The 22086-nt window shown below is 44.2% G+C and carries 13 protein-coding genes and 1 pseudogene; 9 read left to right on the top strand and 5 right to left on the bottom strand.

Annotation, left to right across the window (positions count from 1 at the left end; translation table 11 throughout):
* The 3 genes from MHB85_RS30830 to MHB85_RS30820 all read right to left on the bottom strand — a co-directional run bounded on the left by MHB85_RS30830 (nucleotide 1) and on the right by MHB85_RS30820 (nucleotide 3888).
* Nucleotides 1-966 (bottom strand): YndJ family transporter, encoded by a 966-nt coding sequence (locus MHB85_RS30830; protein WP_192136343.1) that lies wholly within the window; start codon nucleotides 964-966, stop codon nucleotides 1-3.
* A 260-nt stretch (nucleotides 967-1226) separates the two neighbouring features.
* Complete coding sequence (locus MHB85_RS30825) at nucleotides 1227-3182, bottom strand: ATP-binding protein (RefSeq protein WP_341074184.1); 1956 nt, start codon at nucleotides 3180-3182, stop codon at nucleotides 1227-1229.
* Nucleotides 3175-3888 carry a response regulator transcription factor gene (locus MHB85_RS30820; RefSeq protein WP_105600608.1) on the bottom strand — a complete coding sequence of 238 codons (714 nt, stop codon included), beginning with the start codon at nucleotides 3886-3888 and terminating at the stop codon, nucleotides 3175-3177. Before MHB85_RS30820 ends, MHB85_RS30825 begins: the two co-directional genes overlap by 8 nt.
* A gap of 253 nt (nucleotides 3889-4141) precedes the next feature.
* Here MHB85_RS30820 and MHB85_RS30815 point away from each other — a divergent pair, with 253 nt between their 5' ends.
* The gene (locus MHB85_RS30815) at nucleotides 4142-5458 is read left to right on the top strand and encodes an extracellular solute-binding protein (RefSeq protein WP_192136342.1); all 1317 of its coding nucleotides are present in this window, start codon (nucleotides 4142-4144) and stop codon (nucleotides 5456-5458) included.
* Nucleotides 5459-5666: 208 nt separating this feature from the next.
* Here MHB85_RS30815 and MHB85_RS30810 read toward each other — a convergent pair whose 3' ends face one another.
* Entirely contained in the window at nucleotides 5667-6293 is a 627-nt protein-coding gene (locus tag MHB85_RS30810; RefSeq protein ID WP_192136341.1) for a hypothetical protein, read from the bottom strand.
* 499 nt (nucleotides 6294-6792) lie between these two features.
* On the opposite strand from MHB85_RS30810, the gene MHB85_RS30805 reads away from it, so the two are divergent.
* The 3 genes and pseudogenes from MHB85_RS30805 to MHB85_RS30795 form a co-directional block, all read left to right on the top strand.
* Complete coding sequence (locus MHB85_RS30805; RefSeq protein ID WP_192136340.1) at nucleotides 6793-9483, top strand: Ig-like domain-containing protein; 2691 nt, start codon at nucleotides 6793-6795, stop codon at nucleotides 9481-9483.
* Nucleotides 9484-9752: 269 nt separating this feature from the next.
* Nucleotides 9753-11876, top strand: coding sequence for a 5'-nucleotidase C-terminal domain-containing protein (locus tag MHB85_RS30800; RefSeq protein ID WP_192136339.1), 2124 nt, complete (start codon nucleotides 9753-9755; stop codon nucleotides 11874-11876).
* 315 nt (nucleotides 11877-12191) lie between these two features.
* A pseudogene (locus tag MHB85_RS30795) lies at nucleotides 12192-17138 on the top strand (DUF7601 domain-containing protein); the annotation flags it as partial.
* 602 nt (nucleotides 17139-17740) lie between these two features.
* On the opposite strand, the gene MHB85_RS31280 reads toward MHB85_RS30795, so the two are convergent.
* Nucleotides 17741-18160: a hypothetical protein gene (locus MHB85_RS31280; RefSeq protein WP_445739062.1), complete on the bottom strand. Its 420-nt coding sequence runs from the start codon at nucleotides 18158-18160 to the stop codon at nucleotides 17741-17743.
* Between the two features lie 206 nt (nucleotides 18161-18366).
* Between MHB85_RS31280 and srtB the strand changes: the two genes are divergently transcribed.
* The 5 genes from srtB (at nucleotide 18367) to MHB85_RS30770 (ending at nucleotide 21979) form a co-directional block, all read left to right on the top strand.
* Nucleotides 18367-19143 carry a class B sortase gene (srtB, locus tag MHB85_RS30790; RefSeq protein WP_105600602.1) on the top strand — a complete coding sequence of 259 codons (777 nt, stop codon included), beginning with the start codon at nucleotides 18367-18369 and terminating at the stop codon, nucleotides 19141-19143.
* 457 nt (nucleotides 19144-19600) lie between these two features.
* Complete coding sequence (locus MHB85_RS30785) at nucleotides 19601-20146, top strand: 50S ribosomal protein L25 (protein ID WP_105600601.1); 546 nt, start codon at nucleotides 19601-19603, stop codon at nucleotides 20144-20146.
* A 335-nt stretch (nucleotides 20147-20481) separates the two neighbouring features.
* Nucleotides 20482-21099 carry a hypothetical protein gene (locus MHB85_RS30780; protein ID WP_105600599.1) on the top strand — a complete coding sequence of 206 codons (618 nt, stop codon included), beginning with the start codon at nucleotides 20482-20484 and terminating at the stop codon, nucleotides 21097-21099.
* Nucleotides 21100-21111: 12 nt separating this feature from the next.
* The gene (locus MHB85_RS30775; protein WP_105600598.1) at nucleotides 21112-21390 is read left to right on the top strand and encodes a hypothetical protein; all 279 of its coding nucleotides are present in this window, start codon (nucleotides 21112-21114) and stop codon (nucleotides 21388-21390) included.
* Nucleotides 21391-21427: 37 nt separating this feature from the next.
* Nucleotides 21428-21979, top strand: coding sequence for a DUF4303 domain-containing protein (locus tag MHB85_RS30770; RefSeq protein ID WP_223200025.1), 552 nt, complete (start codon nucleotides 21428-21430; stop codon nucleotides 21977-21979).
* The last annotated feature ends 107 nt before the right edge of the window (nucleotides 21980-22086 follow it).

The raw sequence follows: 22086 nt of genomic DNA, 5'->3' as shown, positions 1-22086 counted from the left end.
CTATGAAGCCGATTGGTTAGCTTTTTCCTTAATGAAGTCCACCATAAACACCCAACCAATTAGTCCACATAAGACAAAGCCAAACGCATGCAGAGATCCGTAAATGGGAATGAAGTCGAGTATGGTTAAGGAGTACATATTTTTCAGTAACGGATAGAAGATGGAAATGACAACAACCGTGTAAAAGGCTAGGCAAGAAAGGCCTAAGAAGAAGGCCGCCTTAATATCCAAAGTGTTTTTTCTTAAGTAAGCAAGGAGATAAGCGGTGTAAACCACAATATTACAGGCGAACAAAGTAACACCGACGTATTCAATCGGTTTGGAGAAAATCATACCAATAGCAATCAAGATTGGTCCGATGATATCGATGGCAACGACCCAGGGATACCAGCTTTTTTTCGTCATGATGCGTCCCAGTGCACCAATAAAAATGGGAACAATAGCAGATGAGAAATGAAAGTGAACCGAGCTTAACGCGTGCGTTGCAGGATTAGCTTGGAAGAGGTCCAATTGATATTGATATAAGGTAAACCATATGCCCCCGATAAAAAAATAAACGAGCCCCGCGCCAATCGCTACTTCTGCTGCTCTTCCTTTAGAGCTCACAATCGTGGCCAAGCCATAGATGCCAAGCAGTAGGGTGAACAGTAGCCACCCAAGGGATAGAGTTCCTGGGATTGCCGTACTTTCTAACCCCCACATCTTATTACTCATTACCGAAGCTAGAGTAAAAAGCGCAGCGGGAAATTGAAGCCATTTCATAGCAGCATAAATCACTCGTTGATGTGTATTCTTTTCGTCATGGTTCAAAAGCGAAATCACAAGAGGCACAATGACGAAAGCCGCAAACAGTAGAAATTTTTCAACAAGTTCGAATTGAAAGTAATCCAGATAAAATATCAGAATGGTTATGATTCCACCGGGAAATGCGGGTGATTTCATGAGTTGCTTTAAGGAACTATTCATGGGGTTTCCTTTCTAACCTACGTTTATCGTAAGATCTGTCTGCCGTTCAGTACTATGATTTTCCCAAGAAGACGAAAGCTGGATTATTATGAACAGTGCTTTAGTAAAGGAAAAGGAGCTGTGGTATCGAATGAATAAGAATATAATTTCTTCCTGGCTTAATATTGTAGGGTTAAACATACCGATACTGATTTCCTTTACTAGGTCTGTCCGGCGATACTCTTATTGTAATTCAGTGGTACTGAAATGTAATATTAATTTCAAAAATCAGTTGAATCCTGTAAGGGTGCGCTTTGACCATTAGCTTTTCGTTCATAATTTTTCTTCACAGGAATTTCGAAGCTCCAGTCTCCGGAGAGCAGATCCTGCTGACCCGGGCCATCGGATAGGATTAACTGGTTTACGTTGATCCTCAACAGGAACTGGTCTGGAGGTGGCGAGCTCCCAGTAAAGTGAAATCGGATAGTTCCGTTTTTGGCCAAAACTACACCTGAATCCGTGGCGATGCCGGGAACCGCCTTTATCGTTGAAGCATCCAAAGTAAAAGTTGGCTTGACCGATTTTTTTTTCACCCACTGCAACTCCGATATCTGGTTAGAATGCTTCATTGAGTATTGGATACTCAGGCTCTGACCGTCGAAAAGGTAATCATGAATGAGAAGTGTATAGCCTTTGTCTGTCTTGCCTGTTATTAAAGCCATCTCGTTATTTCCGCTTGTTGACGTCAACGTTGAATCTTCATTTTCAGAGAAGACGGAAGGTAACTTCACCACGAGATTAGAGGTAAATGAATTCTTCATACTGAATAGTACCACTGCACAGACGAGCAGCAAGATCATGGGTACAGCAGCTATCCTGGAGAGAGACAGGTGTCGAAGCCAAGGAAATATTCTTTGTTTTGGTAAAAGGTTTTGTTCCGGAAGCACGGTCGGCAACCGATTGATTTCGTTTTGAACTTCTTCCGCAACAGCCACTTGCGTCTGATTAGGTCCGAACCTCGATAACCGTGTTTCAAACCAGGTTGCCTTTTTGCTGCTGTGCGCAGTGATGCCTCCTCCGTGCACCTCGACAATACTTTTTGTTATGGCGAGACCGAGACCTGTACCTCCGGTCTGCTTCGACCTGGAGCTGTCTACGCGGTAGAAACGATCGAAAATAAAGGGTAAATCCCGCTCGGGAATGGGGACTCCATAGTTTTGGATTCGCACAACTAGCATATCTCCATCTTGTGCAATATCAATATCGATATATTTGCCCGTCCGCCCGTACTGGATGGCATTGGCGAGTATATTCTCGTAAGCCCGTACCAACAATGCCCCGTCCGCTTGAATTTTGAAGTCTCCCTCTTGGACGTTCAGCCTAATTTCCATGCCTGCACTCTCGGTAATCGGTACGAATTCTTCGGCAAGCTGGCCAATTAACCCGGTCATATTAAGCTCGCTGAGTTCCAGAGGCATGCCGTTGTTGACCCGTGTATATTCGAATAATTCGTCGATCAATCGCTGAAGCGCCAAAGATTTCTCATATGCAATGTTGACGTAATAACGCATCTCCACCTCATCCTGATAACGATCGTTCTCAATGACTTCGAGAAAACCGAGAATCGAGGTCAGTGGAGTTCGCAGGTCATGAGATACACCGGTGATCAGATCATTTTTGGTCTTTTCCGTCTTGCGTTCCTCTGCAATCGAGTGCTTCAACTGCATACTCATACGGTTGATGCTGAGTGCTACCTCTCCCAGTTGATGATCGGCAATTTCCGGGATTTGATGGTCAAACTGCCCGCTCGCAATCTCCCCCAGACTAGCTGTGATTTCCGCAAGATAATGATCCCATTCGCTGCTCAATTGATTCATACTCTCCGCGATGACGCTTAACTCATCCTTACCCTTAACCCTTACAACTTGCCCGAACCGCCCTGCCGATATTTCCTGCAATCCGGTGTTAATTTCATGTAAATCCCGAATCAAACGGAGGCTGGCAAGGAAGAAAGTAATGGGGAATAGAACGATACCGGTTATGATCATCACGCGAACGGACCCGGCATACTCAATGAGCCAATTAATCGGGACAGCCACATATTCAATTTTTTGCAGCGCTCCCGCCATGACATACGCCAAAAAAATAGCTGCGCCTGTTAAAACCAGGCTTGCAACCATGATCAGCATTAATCTCCACCGAATCGTATACAGCCACTGTGGTTGGATCCTACTCACCCCTTGCTTTTAAATCGCTTTCGATTTTGTATCCAATCCCCCACACGGTTTTAATGATCCGCGGTTCACGTGGATTGGATTCTATCTTCTCACGGAGCTTACGGATATGAACCATGACGCTATTCTTCGACTCCATAAAAGGCTCGTTCCAGACTTCTTCGTAGATGCGATCCATACTCAGCACCATCCCTCTATTGACAGCCAGCATATGAAGGAGCGCGAACTCGCGGGGAGTCAATTTGATTTCCTGCTGATCGACCGTTACCGTGTGGGATGCATTATTAATCACTACGTTTTCGATATGTATTTCGTTCGCATTGCCCAAAACGGAGTTGAACTGGTTCATTCTTCGAAGCTGCGACTTGATCCGTGCGATCAGCTCGAGCGGGTTGAATGGTTTGGTTACATAGTCGTCAGCGCCGATGCTGAGGCCTGATATTTTATCGATATCTTGGCTTTTAGCGGACAGCATAATGATGGGAATTGGATTCGTCTCTCGTATTTTCATACACGCCTGCAAACCATCCATCTTGGGCATCATTAGATCCAGTACAATTAGATCAACTTGCTTGGTCTGCAGAATCTTCAGCGCCTCCATCCCATTCGCTGCTTGCAGAAGCTTGTAACCTTCGTTATTGAAATAAATACTCATTAATTGGATAATTTCCGCTTCATCATCCACCATTAGAATTGTGCTTTCCGCCATAGATCCTCCCTTGATTCCTGTATCTTCCTTAAATTGAAGAGTAGCACGATAATTATAAGCGATATTTCTTATGCATTGAATAACGTCAGGATGATTTAAGGAAATGATAAGAAGTTCGGTAGTGAGATGATAAGCTTTCACTTCTATACTGAGTACAACACAAGCGAATAATCGTTTGAACAATACATGAGTGGAGGTTTTATTTTTGAAGCATAAGGTATTACAGAAGGCCATGCTCGTTAGTCTAAGTGTTATGTTAATCGGTATTTCAACCGTTTTCAGCACAGGCAAGCAAGTTTTTGCAAATTCGGACAACGAGGCAGATTCGACACGTACTTTAAAAGTATTGTACTGGAATGAAGATGATTTCAAAATGACATATGGAGATCTGTTTAGTCAGAAGTACCCGAATGTAAATATTGAAGTAGTTACACCTGGAGGTATGGAAGCGATTAGGGATTACAACGGGGCCATCCAAAAGTATTCACCGGATCTTGTGATGCTACCCCCTTACCAATACCAACAAATGTCTAAAGATAAAAAACTGGTCGATTTAGAACCTTTAATTAAACGAGATACGTATGACACGACAACGTTATACCCCGGCTTGCTTGATGAATTGAAGGAACAGGGCGGTGGCAAACTTTATGGGTTAAGCCCAAAAGCGGATTCGTACGCTCTTCTGTATAATGCTGATTTATTTAAAAAGTACAATGTTAAAACACCAACGGATGGGATGACATGGGAAGAGATATTGAATCTTGCTAAGAAATTCCCAACCAAGGGAGATAAGAACTCCCGAATTTGGGGCCTAAGCTCCTTTGGATCCAGCAATTTGGTAATGGATATCGCCAGAACAGAAGGATTAACGTACTTGGATCCAAACACCCTAAAGGCTACTGCAAATACAACTGCATGGAAAAATGCTTATCGTCTATCGAGTGAGGCAACGAAGTCTGGAGTACTTGACGAGCTGATCAGTCTGTCCGGCAAAAGTTACTTGGAAAGTAATTCGTTCATTATGGGACGATCTGCTATGAAAGTAGCCTCTATTAGTCAGTTGCAGTCCCTGCAAGCAGCAAAAAATAGTGTGAAGAATTACAAACCTTTTACACTTGGTATTGCTGCCGGCCCTGCGGCTAAGGATCGAAAATTAACAGGCAACGTATATATTCATGAGATATTCGCGATTCCAGCAGGCGCATCTCATGTTGATGCCGCTTGGGATTTCATCAAATATTTCAATGGAGAAGAATACGCTAATGAATACTATAAACCCAAGAACTCGAATAATAGTATCGGTGCTCCTCTATCTCGCATGATTAAAGAGTACTCCGGTTACAAGTTGGATGCATTCTACAAATTAAAACCTAATCTGGATTCATCGATAACAAGTTATGTTCTCATGAACAAGTCACCAAATTTTGAATTGAGATTTCGGTCAATTGTATTGAAAGAATTGACACAGGTAGCAAACGGGAAGAAAACATTGGACAAAGCAACTGCTGCTATCCAATCCAACACTCAAGCCGTTGCTGATAAATTGAAAAAGGCTCAGGCGGCAAAGTAATAGAATCTCTAGCCTTTTATAATTCCCCGAAATATAGAGATCGGGATAGTTCATACGACGTTATGTATAGAGGTCAGCCGTTTTTACTGGGTGGCCTCTTTTTGTTAAGTGATGGGTCTATCAACTTCCTCGGAAAACAAAAAAAGAGCCGCTTATCACGCAGCTCTCCATCGTACTTTAGTTCATTCCGTTCCAGTTCTCTTCTCTTTTAGCGCCCGCCCGTATTCGAAGCCCAGACAGGAATCCAACTATTTGGATAATAGTCATTGGTCAGAGTTGTGTTATAGAGAACTAAATTCCCATCACTTTGCATGACTAGTGTGTCACCCGTTGTGTTAGCTGGTAAGCTGCTCCCGTGATGACCTGGAATCCATGAGGTGGTATTGGGAGACCAAGCAGCTACCTGTACAGAAGTATCAATCATCAAAACTTTATCCCATCCCCAGCCGGTGTAATATTCGAATTTTCCTGTAGCCGGGTTGAAACCATAGCGATAGCCATATTGGTACACATCTTGATATTTCATTCCATATTTATACATGACAGGTTTCCCGTATTGTGGTTCAAACTTGAACGAAAGAGCCCCACTGTTACTGGTACCGCTACTCCAAAGAGAAGAACCATTCTGATAGATGACAAAATTCCCGTCATTCTGCCATATGGCTGAAAATCTGCCATCTTGCGAAGTGAGATAGTCTCCCTTAGCCATACTTTGGCCGATCGTGAGCTTATCTCCAAGATAGCCGGCAGAAGCGGTCGCTGGTACGGCAAATGCAAGAATCAACAAGCAAGCCAAAACAACTCGAAAAGATTTGGGGAAAAATAGATTATTCATTGGACACACTCCTATATTCCTTAGAATGGTTGAGGCTTCATACCTAATACCATAAACCCTTACAGATAATGCATATGGCGACGCAGTGTTCGGTTAGGAGTGGTGAAAGAGCAATCAACACATCCCCCAATGATAATTAAAGGGAAATCAGATATACAGTGCTCTCCGGTTCACCTCCTTTAATAGACAAAATTAGTTGCTTCAATGCACTATATGTAAATGGGTATATTACTTTTTATTCCATTATAGCAACTAAAAAGATAAAATACATTATTTTCTACGAAACTCTAACTGTTCGATAGAGGAAGACATCAATGAATAATGCTACTAGTTTCGATCTCGACTTACATTTCGTAATTTCAGCTTAGGAAAGGATTTATTTTTATTTGTGGGTATAGGAATTCGGACGTATGTGTCGAATTGATTAGATTAAATTTGAAGTATTTAAGAGGGAATTGATTTTATTGAATAGTCCAGAGAGCGTTAAGAGGAGGAGCATATGTATTTAAGGAAGAAGATTGGAATTATTGTTCTCGTGGTATCCCTAATGGCAGGATTGTTGTGCCTCAAAGCATCAGATAAGGTGTATGCTGCGGCTCCAACATCAACAATTTCGATGGAATATGCGCTGCTGGGAATTGGCACCACCGCAAAGGTATTCTTTACGTTCTCGGAACCGGTACAAGGGTTGGACAATGGAGACTTAACTGTTCCGGAAAGCGGCACACTGACTGCACCGGTCTCTTCGGATGGAGGTTATACGTGGACCGCAACTCTCACACCTAAACCAGATATTACAGATGCAACCAACGTCATAACCCTGAACAACGAAGGTGTGATGAATCTAGGCGGTATTGTAGGTGTGGGCACGTCCACTTCGAGTAATTATACTATTGATACATTAAGACCGACAGCAACCATTGTCGTAGCCGATACGGTCCTTACCGCTGGGGAGACATCACTGATCACCATCACATTTTCCGAAGCAGTGACCGGCTTTAGCGTTGACGACCTAATAGTTGAGAATGGTACGGTGAGTGGCCTTAGTTCCTCCAATGGAGGTATAACATGGACCGCGACACTAACGCCAGCTTTTGGTATCACCGATGCAACCAATATTATCACGCTTGATAATACAGGCATTCGTGATATTGCGGGCAATACGGGCACGGGGGCAACGCCTTCGAATAATTATGAGATCTATACCGCCCGGCCAACGGCAACGATTGTCGTAGCCGATACAACGTTGAATATTGGCAAGACGTCTGATGTGACCTTCACCTTCTCTGAAGCAGTGACCGGTTTTACACTAGCCGACCTTGTGGTGACGAATGGAACCATTACCAATCTGGCTACGAATGACAATATTACGTATACAGCAAAATTTACCCCTACCGCCGGCATCACTGCGGGAACGAACAAGATTACACTCCATAATACGGGTGTAATGAATCAAAGCGGCATAACAGGTACAGGTACAACGGATTCCAATAACTTCGCCATTGATACGGTCAGACCGACAGCAACGATTAACGTCGCCGATATGATCCTGACTGCCGGCAAGACATCAGAGGTCACCTTTACGTTTTCGGAAGCAATTACAGGCTTTACCAATGAGGACCTGACCGTTGCAAACGGCACGCTGAGTGCTGTGCGTACATCTGATGAGGGGATTACATGGACTGCGACATTGATACCAACTGTAGGTATTGATGATGGAACCAATGTCATCACGCTTGATAATTCGGGTATTAGCGATATGGCAGGCAACGCAGGCACGGGAACGACTGCTTCGAATAATTACGCGGTCTATACCTCCCGACCAACGGCAACGATTGTTGTAGCTGATGGAACGCTTACTCTTGGCAAAACATCCTTGATAACAATCACATTCTCTGAGGCAGTGTCAGGTTTTGATAACGCAGATCTGACGATTGCAAGCGGTACACTGACTACTGTCCGTTCAACCGATGGGGGAGTGACGTGGACAGCAACTTTAACCCCACAAGCGAATGTGAGCAAATCGGTCAATGTCATCACCCTTCAAAATACGGGAGTGTCCAATGGTGCAGGTAACGCAGGAGAGGGAATAACGGAGTCGAATCCGTACTCTGTTTTTACTGTACAGCCGGTACAAACAACAAGTCCGAGCAGTCCTTCTGCACCAAATGCCCCGATAGACAATACAGTCAAATCAACAACGGGTAAAATAACCGTGCCAATTGGTAAGTCAGGGTTGGTCAGCCTGGGCAAAGAGATTGAAATCTCAATTCCAGCAGGGGCATCATCTCGCGAGCTGACATTATCCATTGATAAAGTTTCCAATACGGAACCTTTGCTAACACATAAAGAGATTCTGGCCAGCCCAGTATTTGAGCTTCTAAAGAATTTTACGGAGAACTTTCTCAAGCCGGTAAAAATGACATTTACATTTGATTCAACAGGTCTTGAGCGTCATCATTCGGCAGCTGTTTTTTATTATGATGAAGTGAACAAGGCATGGGAGAAAGTGGATGGCGGTATTATTCAAGGGAATCAAATCGCAGTCGAGGTCAATCACTTCACGAAGTATGCTGTCCTTGTTGTTGATCAAACTAGTGGAAAGCCCATCTTGAATAGTCCAGTTGAACCGACGGCGGAATCTGGCTTTAGCGATATCTCGGGACATTGGGCTGAAGCAAGAATTCAACAAGCTTTAAGCAAGGGTATAATTACCGGTTATCCGGATGGAACGTTCAATCCGGGGAAGAACGTCACACGTGCCGAGTTCTCAGTCATGCTGATGGGTGCGTTGAATTCACAAAAAGCAGAAGTGGAATTGGTATTCTCAGATAAAACCGAGATCGGAACTTGGGCCAAAATGGCAGTCTCGCAAGCCGTGCAAGAAGGCATTATTAGCGGTTATCCAGACGACACGATCCGGCCGAACGCCAATATCACACGTGCCGAGATGGTAGTGATGGTTGCGAAAGCGCTCAAGGTACCTACAACAGGCAATGCTACAATATTTTTTTCAGATGAAAAATCTATTCCTGTATGGGCAAAAACCTCTGTGGCAGCGTTGAAGGAACTTGGCCTTGTCGAAGGAATGGGAAACAACAATTTTATACCTAAATCACCAACCACCAGAGCAGAGGCCGTCGTTCTATTAATGAACATGTTAGAGCATAAAGGAATCGTAGTTAACTGAGCAATATCTCAATCTCTATAGAGTTGAAAGTAAACTTGGATGAAAGATACTCTTGTTGTTGAACGTGTTGAGCTAGTTTATGAGCCGTTATATGAAGGTAATAAGGGCACCCTGCGGGGTGTCTTTATGTTTAGCCAGTAGTAAACATACCTCTTCTCTATCAATCTCCCAAATATTTTTACAACCATTTGATAGTTTCTATGACTTTTCTGAATTGAACTATGGTAAAATATCTCAGGATCGATAATTGGAGAGGGGTTTTTTCATTCATGTTTTGGAAAAAAGTTTTGGGCAAAAGCACACTGCGTGTAGCTACTGCCGCACTATTACTCACGCAACTATTGGGCGCAGCGGGTTCTGTCTCTGCCGCAGGTAACGATGTAGAAGTACACTTGATTGGAATCAATGATTTCCACGGTCAGCTAGATACAACATCAATCGTGGGTGATAAGAAAGCAGGAACGGCTCCAATTCTAGCAACCTATCTCAAAGAAGCTCAAGCCAAATATGAACACTCCCTACTCTTCCATAATGGGGACTCTGTTGGTGCATCTGCTCCAGCCTCATCTTTGGATCGTGACGAGCCTACCATGGAATGGATGAATATGATGGGCTTTGATGTAGGGTCCTTAGGGAATCATGAATTCGACCAAGGTGTCGCTGCTTTAAAGGCACAGATCTTTGGTGGCCTTGATCCAAAAGAAGGTAAGGTAACGCATGCCGGTGCAAAATTTGATTACGTTAATGCAAACGTCATTGAAACCGCTACCGGAAAAACACTGATCAAGCCTTATGTAATCAAAGAAGTAGGCGGAGTCAAAATTGGATTCATCGGACTAGTGACGAAATCCACACCTGCTAAAGTATCTCCATCGGGGACAGCTGGCGTACGTTTCTTAAGTCCAGAAGAAGAAGTTGAAGCCGTTAATAAATATGCAAAAGAATTACAAGATAAAGGTGTAGAAACGATCATCGTGTTGGCACATGATCCAGCAACCACCAAAGAAGGCGTAACGACTGGAGAAGCAGCTGATCTGGCAAAAGCTTTACCAGCAGATTCCCCTGTTGATGTTATCGTTGCAGGTGACAATCATGCTTTGGCTAACGGTGAAGTGAATGGAAAGTTGATCGTTCAAGCTTATTCCTATGGTACGGCGTTTGAAGATATCAAGTTGATGATTGACCCTGCTACCGGGGATGTAACTGAAAAATCAGCGACTGTTACAACGACTCTCCAAGAGGGTGTAAAAGAAGACTCTGAAACATTGGCAATTATCAAGAAATCATTGGACAAGCACCCTGAACTGACGAAGCCAGTGGGTACAACAGATGGTTCTGTTTTGCGTACAGATGCCTACAATAATGAAGCGCCTCTAGGCAACCTGATTGCAGATGCAATGCGTAAAGCAGACTTTGGAGATAAGGCAAGTGCTGCTGACTTTGCATTTATGAATCCAGGTGGTATTCGTGCGGATCTGCCACAAGGCGATGTAACCTTTGCTGATCTTGCCAAAATCCAACCGTTTGGTAATACTCTAGTAAAACTGGAGCTGACTGGCGAACAGGTTAAAACCTTGTTGCAGCAGCAATGGGGTACCAATGCTGACGGTACACCTAATACCAAAACACTCCAAATCTCTGGTTTAAAATACACTGCAGATTTCAATAAGCCGGTCGCAGAACGCGTTACTGGTCTCAGTCTGGAAGATGGAACAACGATTGATCCTGCAAAAACATATACGGCTGTAGTTAACAACTTTATGGCTGCAGGTGGAGATAACTATAAAGTGCTGCTGGATGCTAAATCATCTCTGGCAGGTCCTATCGATCTGGATGTATTCTACCAATACATCGTAGACACGTATAAAGGCGGTAGCATCGTAGCTAAAAATGAAGGACGTATCACAAACCTGGTTGCATCTACCGAGCCGACAGAAACACCTATAACCACAGAAGTTATTTCTCGTGCTGAATTTGTAAGTGCTCTGGTCGACATGTTGAAACTTAACGAAGTAGCTACAGCACCTGCATTCAAGGATGTTGCCGCTAATGCTGCATATGCAGATGCGATTGCTGAAGCTACGCATGCTGGATTCATTCAAGGTTATGGTGGAAACTTCTATCCTGATCGGGATATCACGCGTGAAGAAGCTGCTACCATTCTTGCTAAATTGGTAAAAGATCAAGCGACTGATAAAGATGCTGCTACGATTATTGCTAGTTTTGAAGATGGTAAATCCGTGTCTGCTTATGCAATTAAACCTATGGCAAAACTGATTGACAAAGGTATTTTTGCTGGAACAGATAAAAAATCACTTCAACCTAAACAAGGTCTGATTACTAACGATGCAAAAGCATTGATTGAAAAAGCTGTTGCAGCAAAAGCTTCATAATGTAGAACTTATTCAAACTTTATATTAAAACAGAGAAACACATCCTATCGGGAGAATGAGCATTCCTCTACGGATAAATCCTCTCATCAAGTAGTTCTTTAATTGGTGAAAAGGGTTTATCCAGGAGAATGCCATATTCCAATTTAGGATGTTTTTTTTATGCTTAAAACCCACGATTCTATGGAGAAATCCATGTCAGAATTGGCTCTATGCTCTGGTTACCGCTTAGTGTTCAGAATTTGGTAAGGGCTCTAAAGTAAAATGGTAAGGCAAGCCATATGAACTTGATGAATTTTATCAGTTTCTGTTGTAAGGATGGAATGGCCAAAGGAAAGGGAAAAAGTTTCTGGTTGCTGCAATAATTTTAGAAGTGGAGGAGATTTTCGTTTGAAACAAAAACGCAATATAGGTAAACCGTTATTGTCTTTATTTCTGGCAATGTTGCTCGTCTTGCAGACAGTGATATACTCCACCGCCGCATATGCGGAGAGTGTGCCAACCGATTCCGGAATGGAAGCCGTCATTGAATCTGACTCACCGAGTGCCGACGAACCACTTTCGGTACCTGAGGCAGTGAACGACGAACCGCTTTCGGAACCTGTGGCAGTGCAAGAGGAACCGCTTCCGGTACCTGAGGCAATGTACGATGCGCCGAACAATTTCGTAGCGATGGCGGCAGTCCCAACGGACAAAACAGCGGTATTTATGGAATCTAATTCAACCTTCCCGCTGGAAGTGACACAGGGGAATGCTGTTATTAATCCAAACGGTATTATTCAGGGTAGACAGCCCTTTACGCTCAAATCGGAAGGGCTCAAGGTACCAGTGAATGGTGATGACTCAAATCCAACTAATGCAGATCCTGAGAAATACATCCAAAAGGGTGACTGGATTGAGCTGAAAAGAGAAGATTACTTCAAGGAAGTGATGCTGCCAACAGCTACTAAAACCTTGAATGCACAGACGGAATCAGGTACAAAACAGCTGGGTACTGCCCATTTTACTCCAAATAGCATCAAGATTGTATTTAACGGTGATGATTATTTTTTCAATGGTGTTGGACGAGGCATTGCCTTCAGCTTTGAATCTACTGCCAATGCAGATATAACGGGATTGGCGTATGGGGATAAAAAGCCGATCAACATCTTTGGTGGTGCATATCAGCTAGAGAACCCAGATGTTACAGCAGAGTATAACATTACTTTAAGCTCGCCTGGAATGATCAGATGGGATCAGTATAGCTATCGCGGAATTCAACCAGCACAATTTGTTGAGGGAGCTGTTACCTGGCAGTCAACTGTATCTGCGTTTGATCAGTTTGATAAAACAATCAAATTGCCACTAGACGGAAAGACCTTTTATACGAATCCCTCAACGTATAATACCAGCTCTGGAAATGTCCGCGGCACCTATATGGAGGATTCATTTAAAGTAAATGACCAAAATGTAACTCCAGTCGTTGGTCCAGACGGATCGCTGACTTACATTTTTCCACAGGGAACAGGTCTGGATCCAAAGGTTGAATATAAAACATGGATTTCAAAGGAAGCTTATTATTACGAGTATCGGAATCCGCCAGCCAATCTCGGTCGCAGCCACCGGGATATGAATGGCAAAGTGGAACTGAGAAAAGACAATAATATGTTGGTGCAGTCAGGTTTGGAGATTGCCTTTGCTCCCGATTGGATTCAAGCCAGCGCTTCGTATGATCATGCAAATGAAACCATTACATGGAAGATCGCGGTTAACCAATATAACAAAAAAGGGTTAAAGGACTTTACCATCACAAATGTATTACCGGCTGGGCTGGAATTTGAATCAGCTGCATGGCAGACATGGGTAGATGGCGCTGTATCTGAAGAAACGCCAATTACACCAGATTCCAACGGCGTTTATTCCTTCGGGGATATTAACGGAAAAGTCGAATTGTTGATCAAAAGCAAGGCGATAAGTGGTTCCAGCTTCCAAATTGACCCTCGTGCCAACTGGAATTTGGATACACCAGGGGGGATACAGAACAACGATGTAATGACGGGTAAAAGACCTATTGCCGTGACGGATGAGGCAATCGTCAGCATTGGCGCACACACGTTTACAAAAACAGGCGCAGTATCAACCGAGGATTATAACTTGGGTAGTATCACGTGGACCGTTAATCTAACACCACAGTACGCCTTACCTAACGCGGCAATATACGATGTCCTTGTGCATGGCGGTGACTTAAACGTCTTGGACAACGCTGTAGATGAAACCAGCGAGGTGAGTGCGGAGACAATTGCGAAAATTAAAGCAAATATCACTTCTGCGCAGCTTTGGAAGCAGTACAAAGCGGGAACTCTGAAGTCGAATGCAACCGGTTTGACGATGAAAGCTATTCCATTAACCGTAGACGGTAAAGTAGTGGCCGATTTGATCAAGGTGACCGGATACACCGAAGAAGCTGCATCCTTCAGCTTCCGTGCACTTGAGACCAACCCAAACATTCTCTTCAGACAGGACATTAACGCAGGGAAAATAAGCTCGAATCGGGCTTTGCTCATTGATGGCGAAAGCGTAAAACAAGCAAATAACAGCGCCAACTTGCACCTGCGTATGTTGAACAAGGATATGCTCTTTGCTTCGAGGCCATTAAAAGTAGATGGTACATTTGAAAATGTGACGCCGAATAACGTTAGCAGTTACATTAGAAATGATAATAATGAAGCATGGACGATTTCTGGCTATGACAGAACAACCAAAACGGTCACATTCCGTTTAGGGGTAAATATGCCTGGATATAACACAGAAGAAATGGCTAAGGATGGCGGTAATCGAGTCATTAGTAATGTTAAGCTAGTGGATACACTTCCCGAAGGCTGGGAATTCGTTCCTTTCTCTGAAACTAAGGATTTCGAGCTTTGGAAAGGATTTTCGGACAATGGCGGAGGAACAGAATATGGTGTTAGAAACGATGCTAGAACTCTAATTGAACCAGGTACTAGTTCTCATGTAGTCCATTTCTCACACATTGGAAACGAGGGTACTTTCACCTTCTCCAAGTTGGAAAGTCCTTATATCATTCTGGTGAAGGCAAGACCTTCCAATGATGCTCTGCAGAAGTATTTAGAGGAATACACCATCAACGGTACAGACAAACAGGTGCTGTATAACAAAGCCGACCTTTATATGACATGGGGTGGAGTGGAGAAGGTTGTCACCGAACAGCGCAAAGTTATTGTACCAATTCAGTCCCTTGGAAAGTCGGTAACTAAGCCAGTTCCAGGAGTGCTGGAATGGACGGTGAACTATACCCCGCCATTTAACATGAAGCAGGGTGTTTATTTGCAGGATACCCTGGGTGCAGGCATGAATTTGCGTTATGAAGAAAACGGAAATCTTGTGCTGACATCACCTAGTATGGCAGTCTATCCTGCTAAATTGACCGCAAGCGGCACTCTTGAACGAGAGGGCGCAGCACTGGACCTCAGCGACCCGAATGCTGAAGTTCAAGTAGAAGCTGTACCAGGCGCAGGTGGCACTACGGTTCTAACATTTAAAATGGACGACCCTAATCAACTTTACCAGTTTGTTTACCAAACAGAAGTTGATCCATCTACAGCGAAAGCTGGAGACACAATGGGCAACGAGGTAAAACTGGAGGGCGATGACAATCTGAAATCTGTCAGTGCCAGAAGTGAAAGCACGCTGGACAGTTCGGACGTGGCGGGCAGTTCAAGTTCCAATGCCCTATTGCCTCTGAAAAAGGTAGATCCCAATGGCAATCCGCTAAAAGACGTAGAGTTTACACTCTATAAGAAAGACGGCGGAACTATAATCACCAAAGGAAAAACCGATAGCGGAGGGAAACTTAATCTGCTATTCCCTGATCCAGGGTATTATGAGCTGAAAGAAACTTATATTGACACCAATACTTGGCTGCCAACTACAAGAGTATACCAAGTATATGTAGGGAATACGCCAGGGAAGCCCATCTGGGTAGACGGGGTGAAATTAACCTCTGATAATCCACTGATCGTGCCTACACCGGCCCAAGGCAAGCTGACCATTACCAATAAGGTGGAAGGTAACGGCAGTGATCCGGACAAAGGGTTCGAGTACACCGTGACCATCACAGGCGAAGGTAAGGACAGAGAGTATACCTATAAGAAGTCGGATGATACGTTTGACACGATCAAGAGCGGAGACAAGATTGTCCTCAAGCACGGGGAATCTGTGACGTTCCCAGCCTTGCCTGCGGATCTGGTCTATACCGTAACCGAGGCTGATTATACAACCGTTGACGGTTATACGACGATACCGGGTACGAGAGAGCTGTCTGGCTCAATCGTGAATAAAGGTGATCACAAGGCGGACTTCATCAATGAACGGACCGTTAACAAGCTGACCATCAGCAATACGGTCATGGGCAACGGTGGTGATAAAACGAAGGAGTTCGAGTACACCGTCAACTTTGAGGATACAGGCAAAGAGGCAAGTTACTCTTACTTGAAGACGGACGGCAGCACAGGTACGATCAAGTCCGGCGGTACTTTCCGCCTCAAGGATGGAGAGACACTGGATATTTTGGGCCTGCCTAAGAATCTGAAATACACCGTTACCCAACAAGATTACACAACCGATGAATACATGACTACTCCTGAGGAACGGTATTATACCGGAGTCATGAAAGGCATTGATGATGATACCCCATTCACGAACGTGCGAGTCTTGAAGGGCGGCCTATTAATTAGCAACACAGTTAAAGGCAAAGATGAAGACAAGAAGAAGCTGTTTAAGTACACGGTTGCCTTCACTGGCGAGGGATCGGACGAATCCTACGTCTATGAGAAGTCAGACGGCAGCAAGGGCATGATCAAGAGCGGTGAGAGCTTTGAGCTTACAGATGGCCAGACGCTCATTGTCCAAGGGCTTCCAACCAATCTTCAGTACAAAGTGACCCAAGATGATTATGCGCAAGATGGCTATGTGACTGATCCAGAGAGTCTCATTCACATTGGCACTATTCCAGAGAAAAAGTTGTCTGAAGCACATTTTGACAATACAAGACCGTATCTGGAAGGCGTGTTGCGTAACAATAACACAGGAGAAGTCATTCCGAATGCACCGATTACGGTAACCGATCTGAAGACAGGCGAAGAGATTCAGACGCAGACGAATGAGAAGGGTGAATATTCAATTCCAGCCGTAGCGGATACCGATTATACGATCAGATATACGAAGATGTATCGGGTAGGCGGTAAGGATGTACCTGTTGAGTTTACGCAAAAAGCAAATGTGAACAGCAGTGTAACGGACGAGACTGTTCCAGCGGACATTACGGCCGTGGGGATCATTCTGTTCAAACAACTGGATGGAACAACAGTGCTATTCAACGATTTGTTGACTAGTCAGATGCATATCTATTTGAAAGACAAGGATGGCATTTATGTTAAGGAAAACGGCCAACCTAAAGCATTTCCTATGGCTTCGAATGGAACTTTCTCTGTGGAAGGGCTAAGCGAGCAGAAGTACACAATGGAAGTTCGCTATCAAGCTGAGACAGGCGAGGAATTGCTCCTCAAAGTAGCGCAACTTGACGTTAAAGCTAACGGAGAGCTGAATATTTCAGAGGAGTTAGTCGACCCTTACGGTACGGTCTATGATGAAACGACAGGAGATGCCGTCACTGGCAAGAAAATTGATGGAGCCAAAGTTACACTGTATTATGCGGATACGCAGCGGAATAGAGATAACGGCCGCACTCCGGGCACGAAAGTAACGCTTCCAAAGGTTCCAAATTTCCCGCCGTACGACAACGAGAGCCCGGAGCAGAATAGTGATGCAAATGGCTTCTATGCGTACATGGTGTTTCCTGAAGCGGATTACTATCTGATCGTAACGAAGGACGGATACGAAACGCATACAAGTGGTACGATTTCAGTCGATTTTGACATTGTCAGGTACGATGTGCCAATGAAGCCAATTCGTTCTGGTGGTGGCACTGGCGGCAATGGTAACAACGGAGGCGGCACCGTAACGCCTGGTCCAGGCACCGTAACGCCAGATCCAGGCACCGTAACGCCAGATCCGGGCACCGTAACGCCAGATCCGGGCACCGTAACGCCAGATCCGGGCACCGTAACGCCAGATCCAGGCACGGTAATGCCAGACCCGGGCACCGTAACGCCAGATCCGGGCACGGTAACGCCAGATCCAGGCACCGTAACGCCAGATCCAGGCACGGTAACGCCTGAACCAGGCACGGTAACGCCTGAACCAGGCACGGTAACGCCTGAACCAGGCATCGTAACGCCAGATCCGGACAATGGTAACGATCAGCTTAAGAACGATAGCAACGCGTTGGACGATGCTCCGAAAACTGGAGATAACAGCGTATCGCCATTCTTGTATATGGTTTTGGCGCTAATGTCCTTAATGACGATCGGGTTCTGTCTGCTCGGGCACAAGAAAAAAAAGCACATCCAGTAATGGAAGGGAAGGCGGTAAGAAAATGAGCAAAACTAAAAAAATTCTTATCGCTGTTTCCTTGCTTGTGTTGGTATTTTCACTTGTTAGTCTTGCGAGGACTTTCTTGCGAGACTATGCCGAGAAGCAGAAAATCGAAGAGTTAACAAAGGTTTGGAAAGAAGGATCAGAACAAGGTGGAGGGGATGCAATCCCCTCCCTTTTGTTCAATAAAGGCAATGAGCCGGTTATGCTTCCCGAATTTCGAGATCTTTACGAGAGGAACTCAGACATCGTCGGCTGGCTGAAGATTGATGGTACCCGAATTGAGTACCCAGTCATGCAGAGCCCACAGGATTCGGAGTACTATCTCAATCATGATTTTGATAAAAATGAAAATCAAGGCGGTCTTCCTTTTTTGGACGAGTCTAGTACGACCAACAATTCAGACATTTTGCTGATTCATGGTCATCACATGAAAAGTGGTTGGATGTTTAAAGATTTAATGAAGTACAAGGGTGAAAGCTTTTATCAAGAGCATGCGACGTTCCAGTTCAGCACGCTTTACAAAAAGGAAGAGTATGAGATTGTTGCCGTTATTCTGTCAAAAGTTTATCGCAAATCGGACGACGTGTTTAAATACTACCAGATTGAGAATGTAAATACGCCCGCCGAGTTCGATTCATATGTTCAGAATATCAAACAACTCTCTCTTTATGACACAGGCGTAACAGCACAGTATGGTGACAAGCTTATTGTACTGTCCACATGCGAGTATTCGACCGAAAACGGTAGGCTAGCGGTGGTGGCCCGAAAGCGTTAATTGACGATGCTGAAACACAAAATCAATCTGCTTTATTTCGCGTTCTCTCCTTAGAGGACGCGATTTTTATTGTCCCCGAAATAAGGTGCTCATGGACATGTGGCTTGAGGAATTACGCAGGTCGATAAATTCTGACGAATCCAACGAGTATTGAGGATGTATACATTTGAGATGAGGACATGAAGGCCTGTTCCAGTCGTCAAAATGGGATATGGCGGGTTAAATCGACAAATCGATGTTTCTATGATAGGGTTGAAGCATCCCATAGGCATTCTACTCTTCGGAGTAGAGTGCCTTCATGTATATTATGGGTGCTTACATTAAATGTATTTTAAAATCAATTGGATCGTATATGGAGGTGGTGATGCTATGTTTCTCTCTTTAGCCCCAACAGGGGATGGTTGGATGAGTATGAAAAATGTGAAAATATCATTTAATAAAGAGGAGCGAACATAGCATGACTACTAGTTTTCAGGCGGAGACCCGCATTCCATTAAATTCTTCTCGACTTAAGGATCTACGTAAATCCGGGCGCTTGCCAGGTATTGTGTTTGGAAAAAATACGGAGAATGAGATGATTCATATTCCAACAATAGAATTTCAAAAGTGGTTGAAGCATGGAGCGTCTGGTTTTATTGAATTGCAGTTTGAAGAGAAAGGCTCATTGACCGTATTATTGGAAGACCTTCAACGGGATTCGGTTACACGAGATTTGATTCATGTGGATTTTCAACAGGTGCAGACCAATGAGATCATGCGTACTAAAATTCCTGTCAAGTTCAACGGCACACCGATTGGCACAAAACAGGGCGGAGTCGTGCAAGTTCAATTATCTTCTATTGAAGTTGAGGCATTGCCGAGACACTTGCCAACGTCGATTGAATTTGACATTAGTACTATGGAACTTGGAGAAACGATACATGTAAGTGATGCTAAGTTTGCACCAGATGTGACGGTGATCTCTGAGGGAAATGAGTCTCTTCTCTCTGTAGTTAAACCTTAACAATTCCAAATTCGCAAAGCTGAATAATTCAAAATTAGCCGTACGGGTGATCATCCGTACGGCTAATTTGTGCTGATTACGAGATGTTGGCGTGCTCCCATCCTCACAAGGCGGGTAGTCTGGAATTTACCTCACGTATGTCTTTTGCTCCCGTACAAGCGTAATGATCATTATATTTGGCTACCTTTTCAAAGTTCATTCGCAAATTCAGGTGTAAAGTAGGTAGACTCAGGAAAGGTAATCACTATAATGGAAATAAGATACATATATAGATGAACCTGAACCGCTAAGGTCATTGGCATAACATTTCTAAACAGGGCGGTGAGCGAAAAGAAATGGACAAATTAAAGCATAGCGGATTCTATAAACTGAGATTCTTCATCACTCCTGAAGAGTTTAAAAGCCTTTTACAGCTTTTGGAGCATCGGCAAGCGCAATTCTATCGTACCAATGCTGCCCGAACAGAGCATGATTATAATCAGGTGTACGAGGAGTATCAGACGTTCTATCAGTATTTTGTGGCAGGAGAAAAGAGAGATGACATCCATCCCTTCTTTGTTTACTCTATTTCTATTGCATCAGATCAAGAAAGTTCAGGATTTTTTGTAAGAAATGAAGGGGTTTCTTTTCCATACCACGGACAATGGGCAGAGGATGAACTGCCGTGTATCTTGCTTTCATTTCCGAAAGGTTTTCAAGTTAATTTGGAAGATGAAAAAGGAAAGTACTATGTTTATGAGGATATCCGGGACCATAAGCCGCTGACCTATGCGCTTTTCGATGAAATAAGAGACTCTATCAAAAAAATGACTAAACCCCTTCGCTTCTCAGCCTATGATGCAGATGCGATGAAGGAGCAAAAGCCCTCTGTGCGTATAAGCCATGATGCAATGCACGACTTGAGCCAATCGTGGATATTCAGTAAATATGGACTTGTGATTCATGGCAAATAGGAGGGGGACGAAATGATGTTCGCCCTAAAGCTTATCTGTACCTGGGTACTGCTATTTGCCTCATGTTCAGCAGTATGGTGGAGTTTCAGAACAGAAAAGCTTATAACCATCTCCTGGCTGGCATTTTTGCTACCGGCTGTCTTCCAGCTAGCTACCGCTTTCCGGATCGGTCCAGGCCAAGCAAAGTCACTCATCGTGTTCGGTTGCATTAATCTGGTGTTTGCTGCCATTGTGGGTGCAGGTGTCTGGTATCTAGTCCAAATAGCCAATTCATATCGAAGGGGCAAATGATCAACGAATGGAAAGGAGAACTCTAATTGTGAAGCCAATGCAAGAAATAGAGACACTGGCCATAGAGATCGCCGCTGCCGCCAGAACGTCATTTTGCACCCTTTTTGAAAATGGTGAACGTTACTATTATTGTACGTTGTACACTACTGGCGAGGGACATGCCCCAAGCATCTCCGCTTGGTCGTGGGAAGCTTTGGCGTTGGAATCGGCTAGGCAAGCAGAGGAAAGTGATACGCCGGTATCCACGATTGCGGATCTCATCAAATGGTCGTATGCGGATTCGCCCTATTGTTGTTTTGGGGATGATCACTTTGACGGTGTCAAACAACGATATAACGAGCGTCCTTTCATTGCGGAACTGGAGAATGATGATTGGAATCGTGAATTGGATGTGAGGCTGAACGCCATGGAGCTGGCGATGAAAATGCTCGATGATGAAGGCATATTTGCCTTAAATCAAACGCGAGAGTCCGTATGTGTCCTTGTTGAAGTCATGCCGCCAGATGAGATCAATACTGAAATCGCCTTACGTTTAAATCGGGCGGAATCTCCGGCTATGCAAGCATGGTTGGTGGAGGCGGCAGAATAGAAGTATCTGCATGTGGGGAGTTTTGACCGTCTATGATGTACCATTTCGACTCAATTGGCCAATAAGATGATAGTGGCAGTGTTCTATAATTCGCGAACCACCTTTGT

The sequence above is a fragment of the Paenibacillus sp. FSL K6-4396 genome, assembly GCF_038002525.1.
Lineage (GTDB): Bacteria > Bacillota > Bacilli > Paenibacillales > Paenibacillaceae > Paenibacillus > Paenibacillus amylolyticus_B.
The sequence above is the reverse complement of the archived record's forward strand: the minus strand, read 5'-3'. Positions and strand labels throughout refer to the sequence as shown.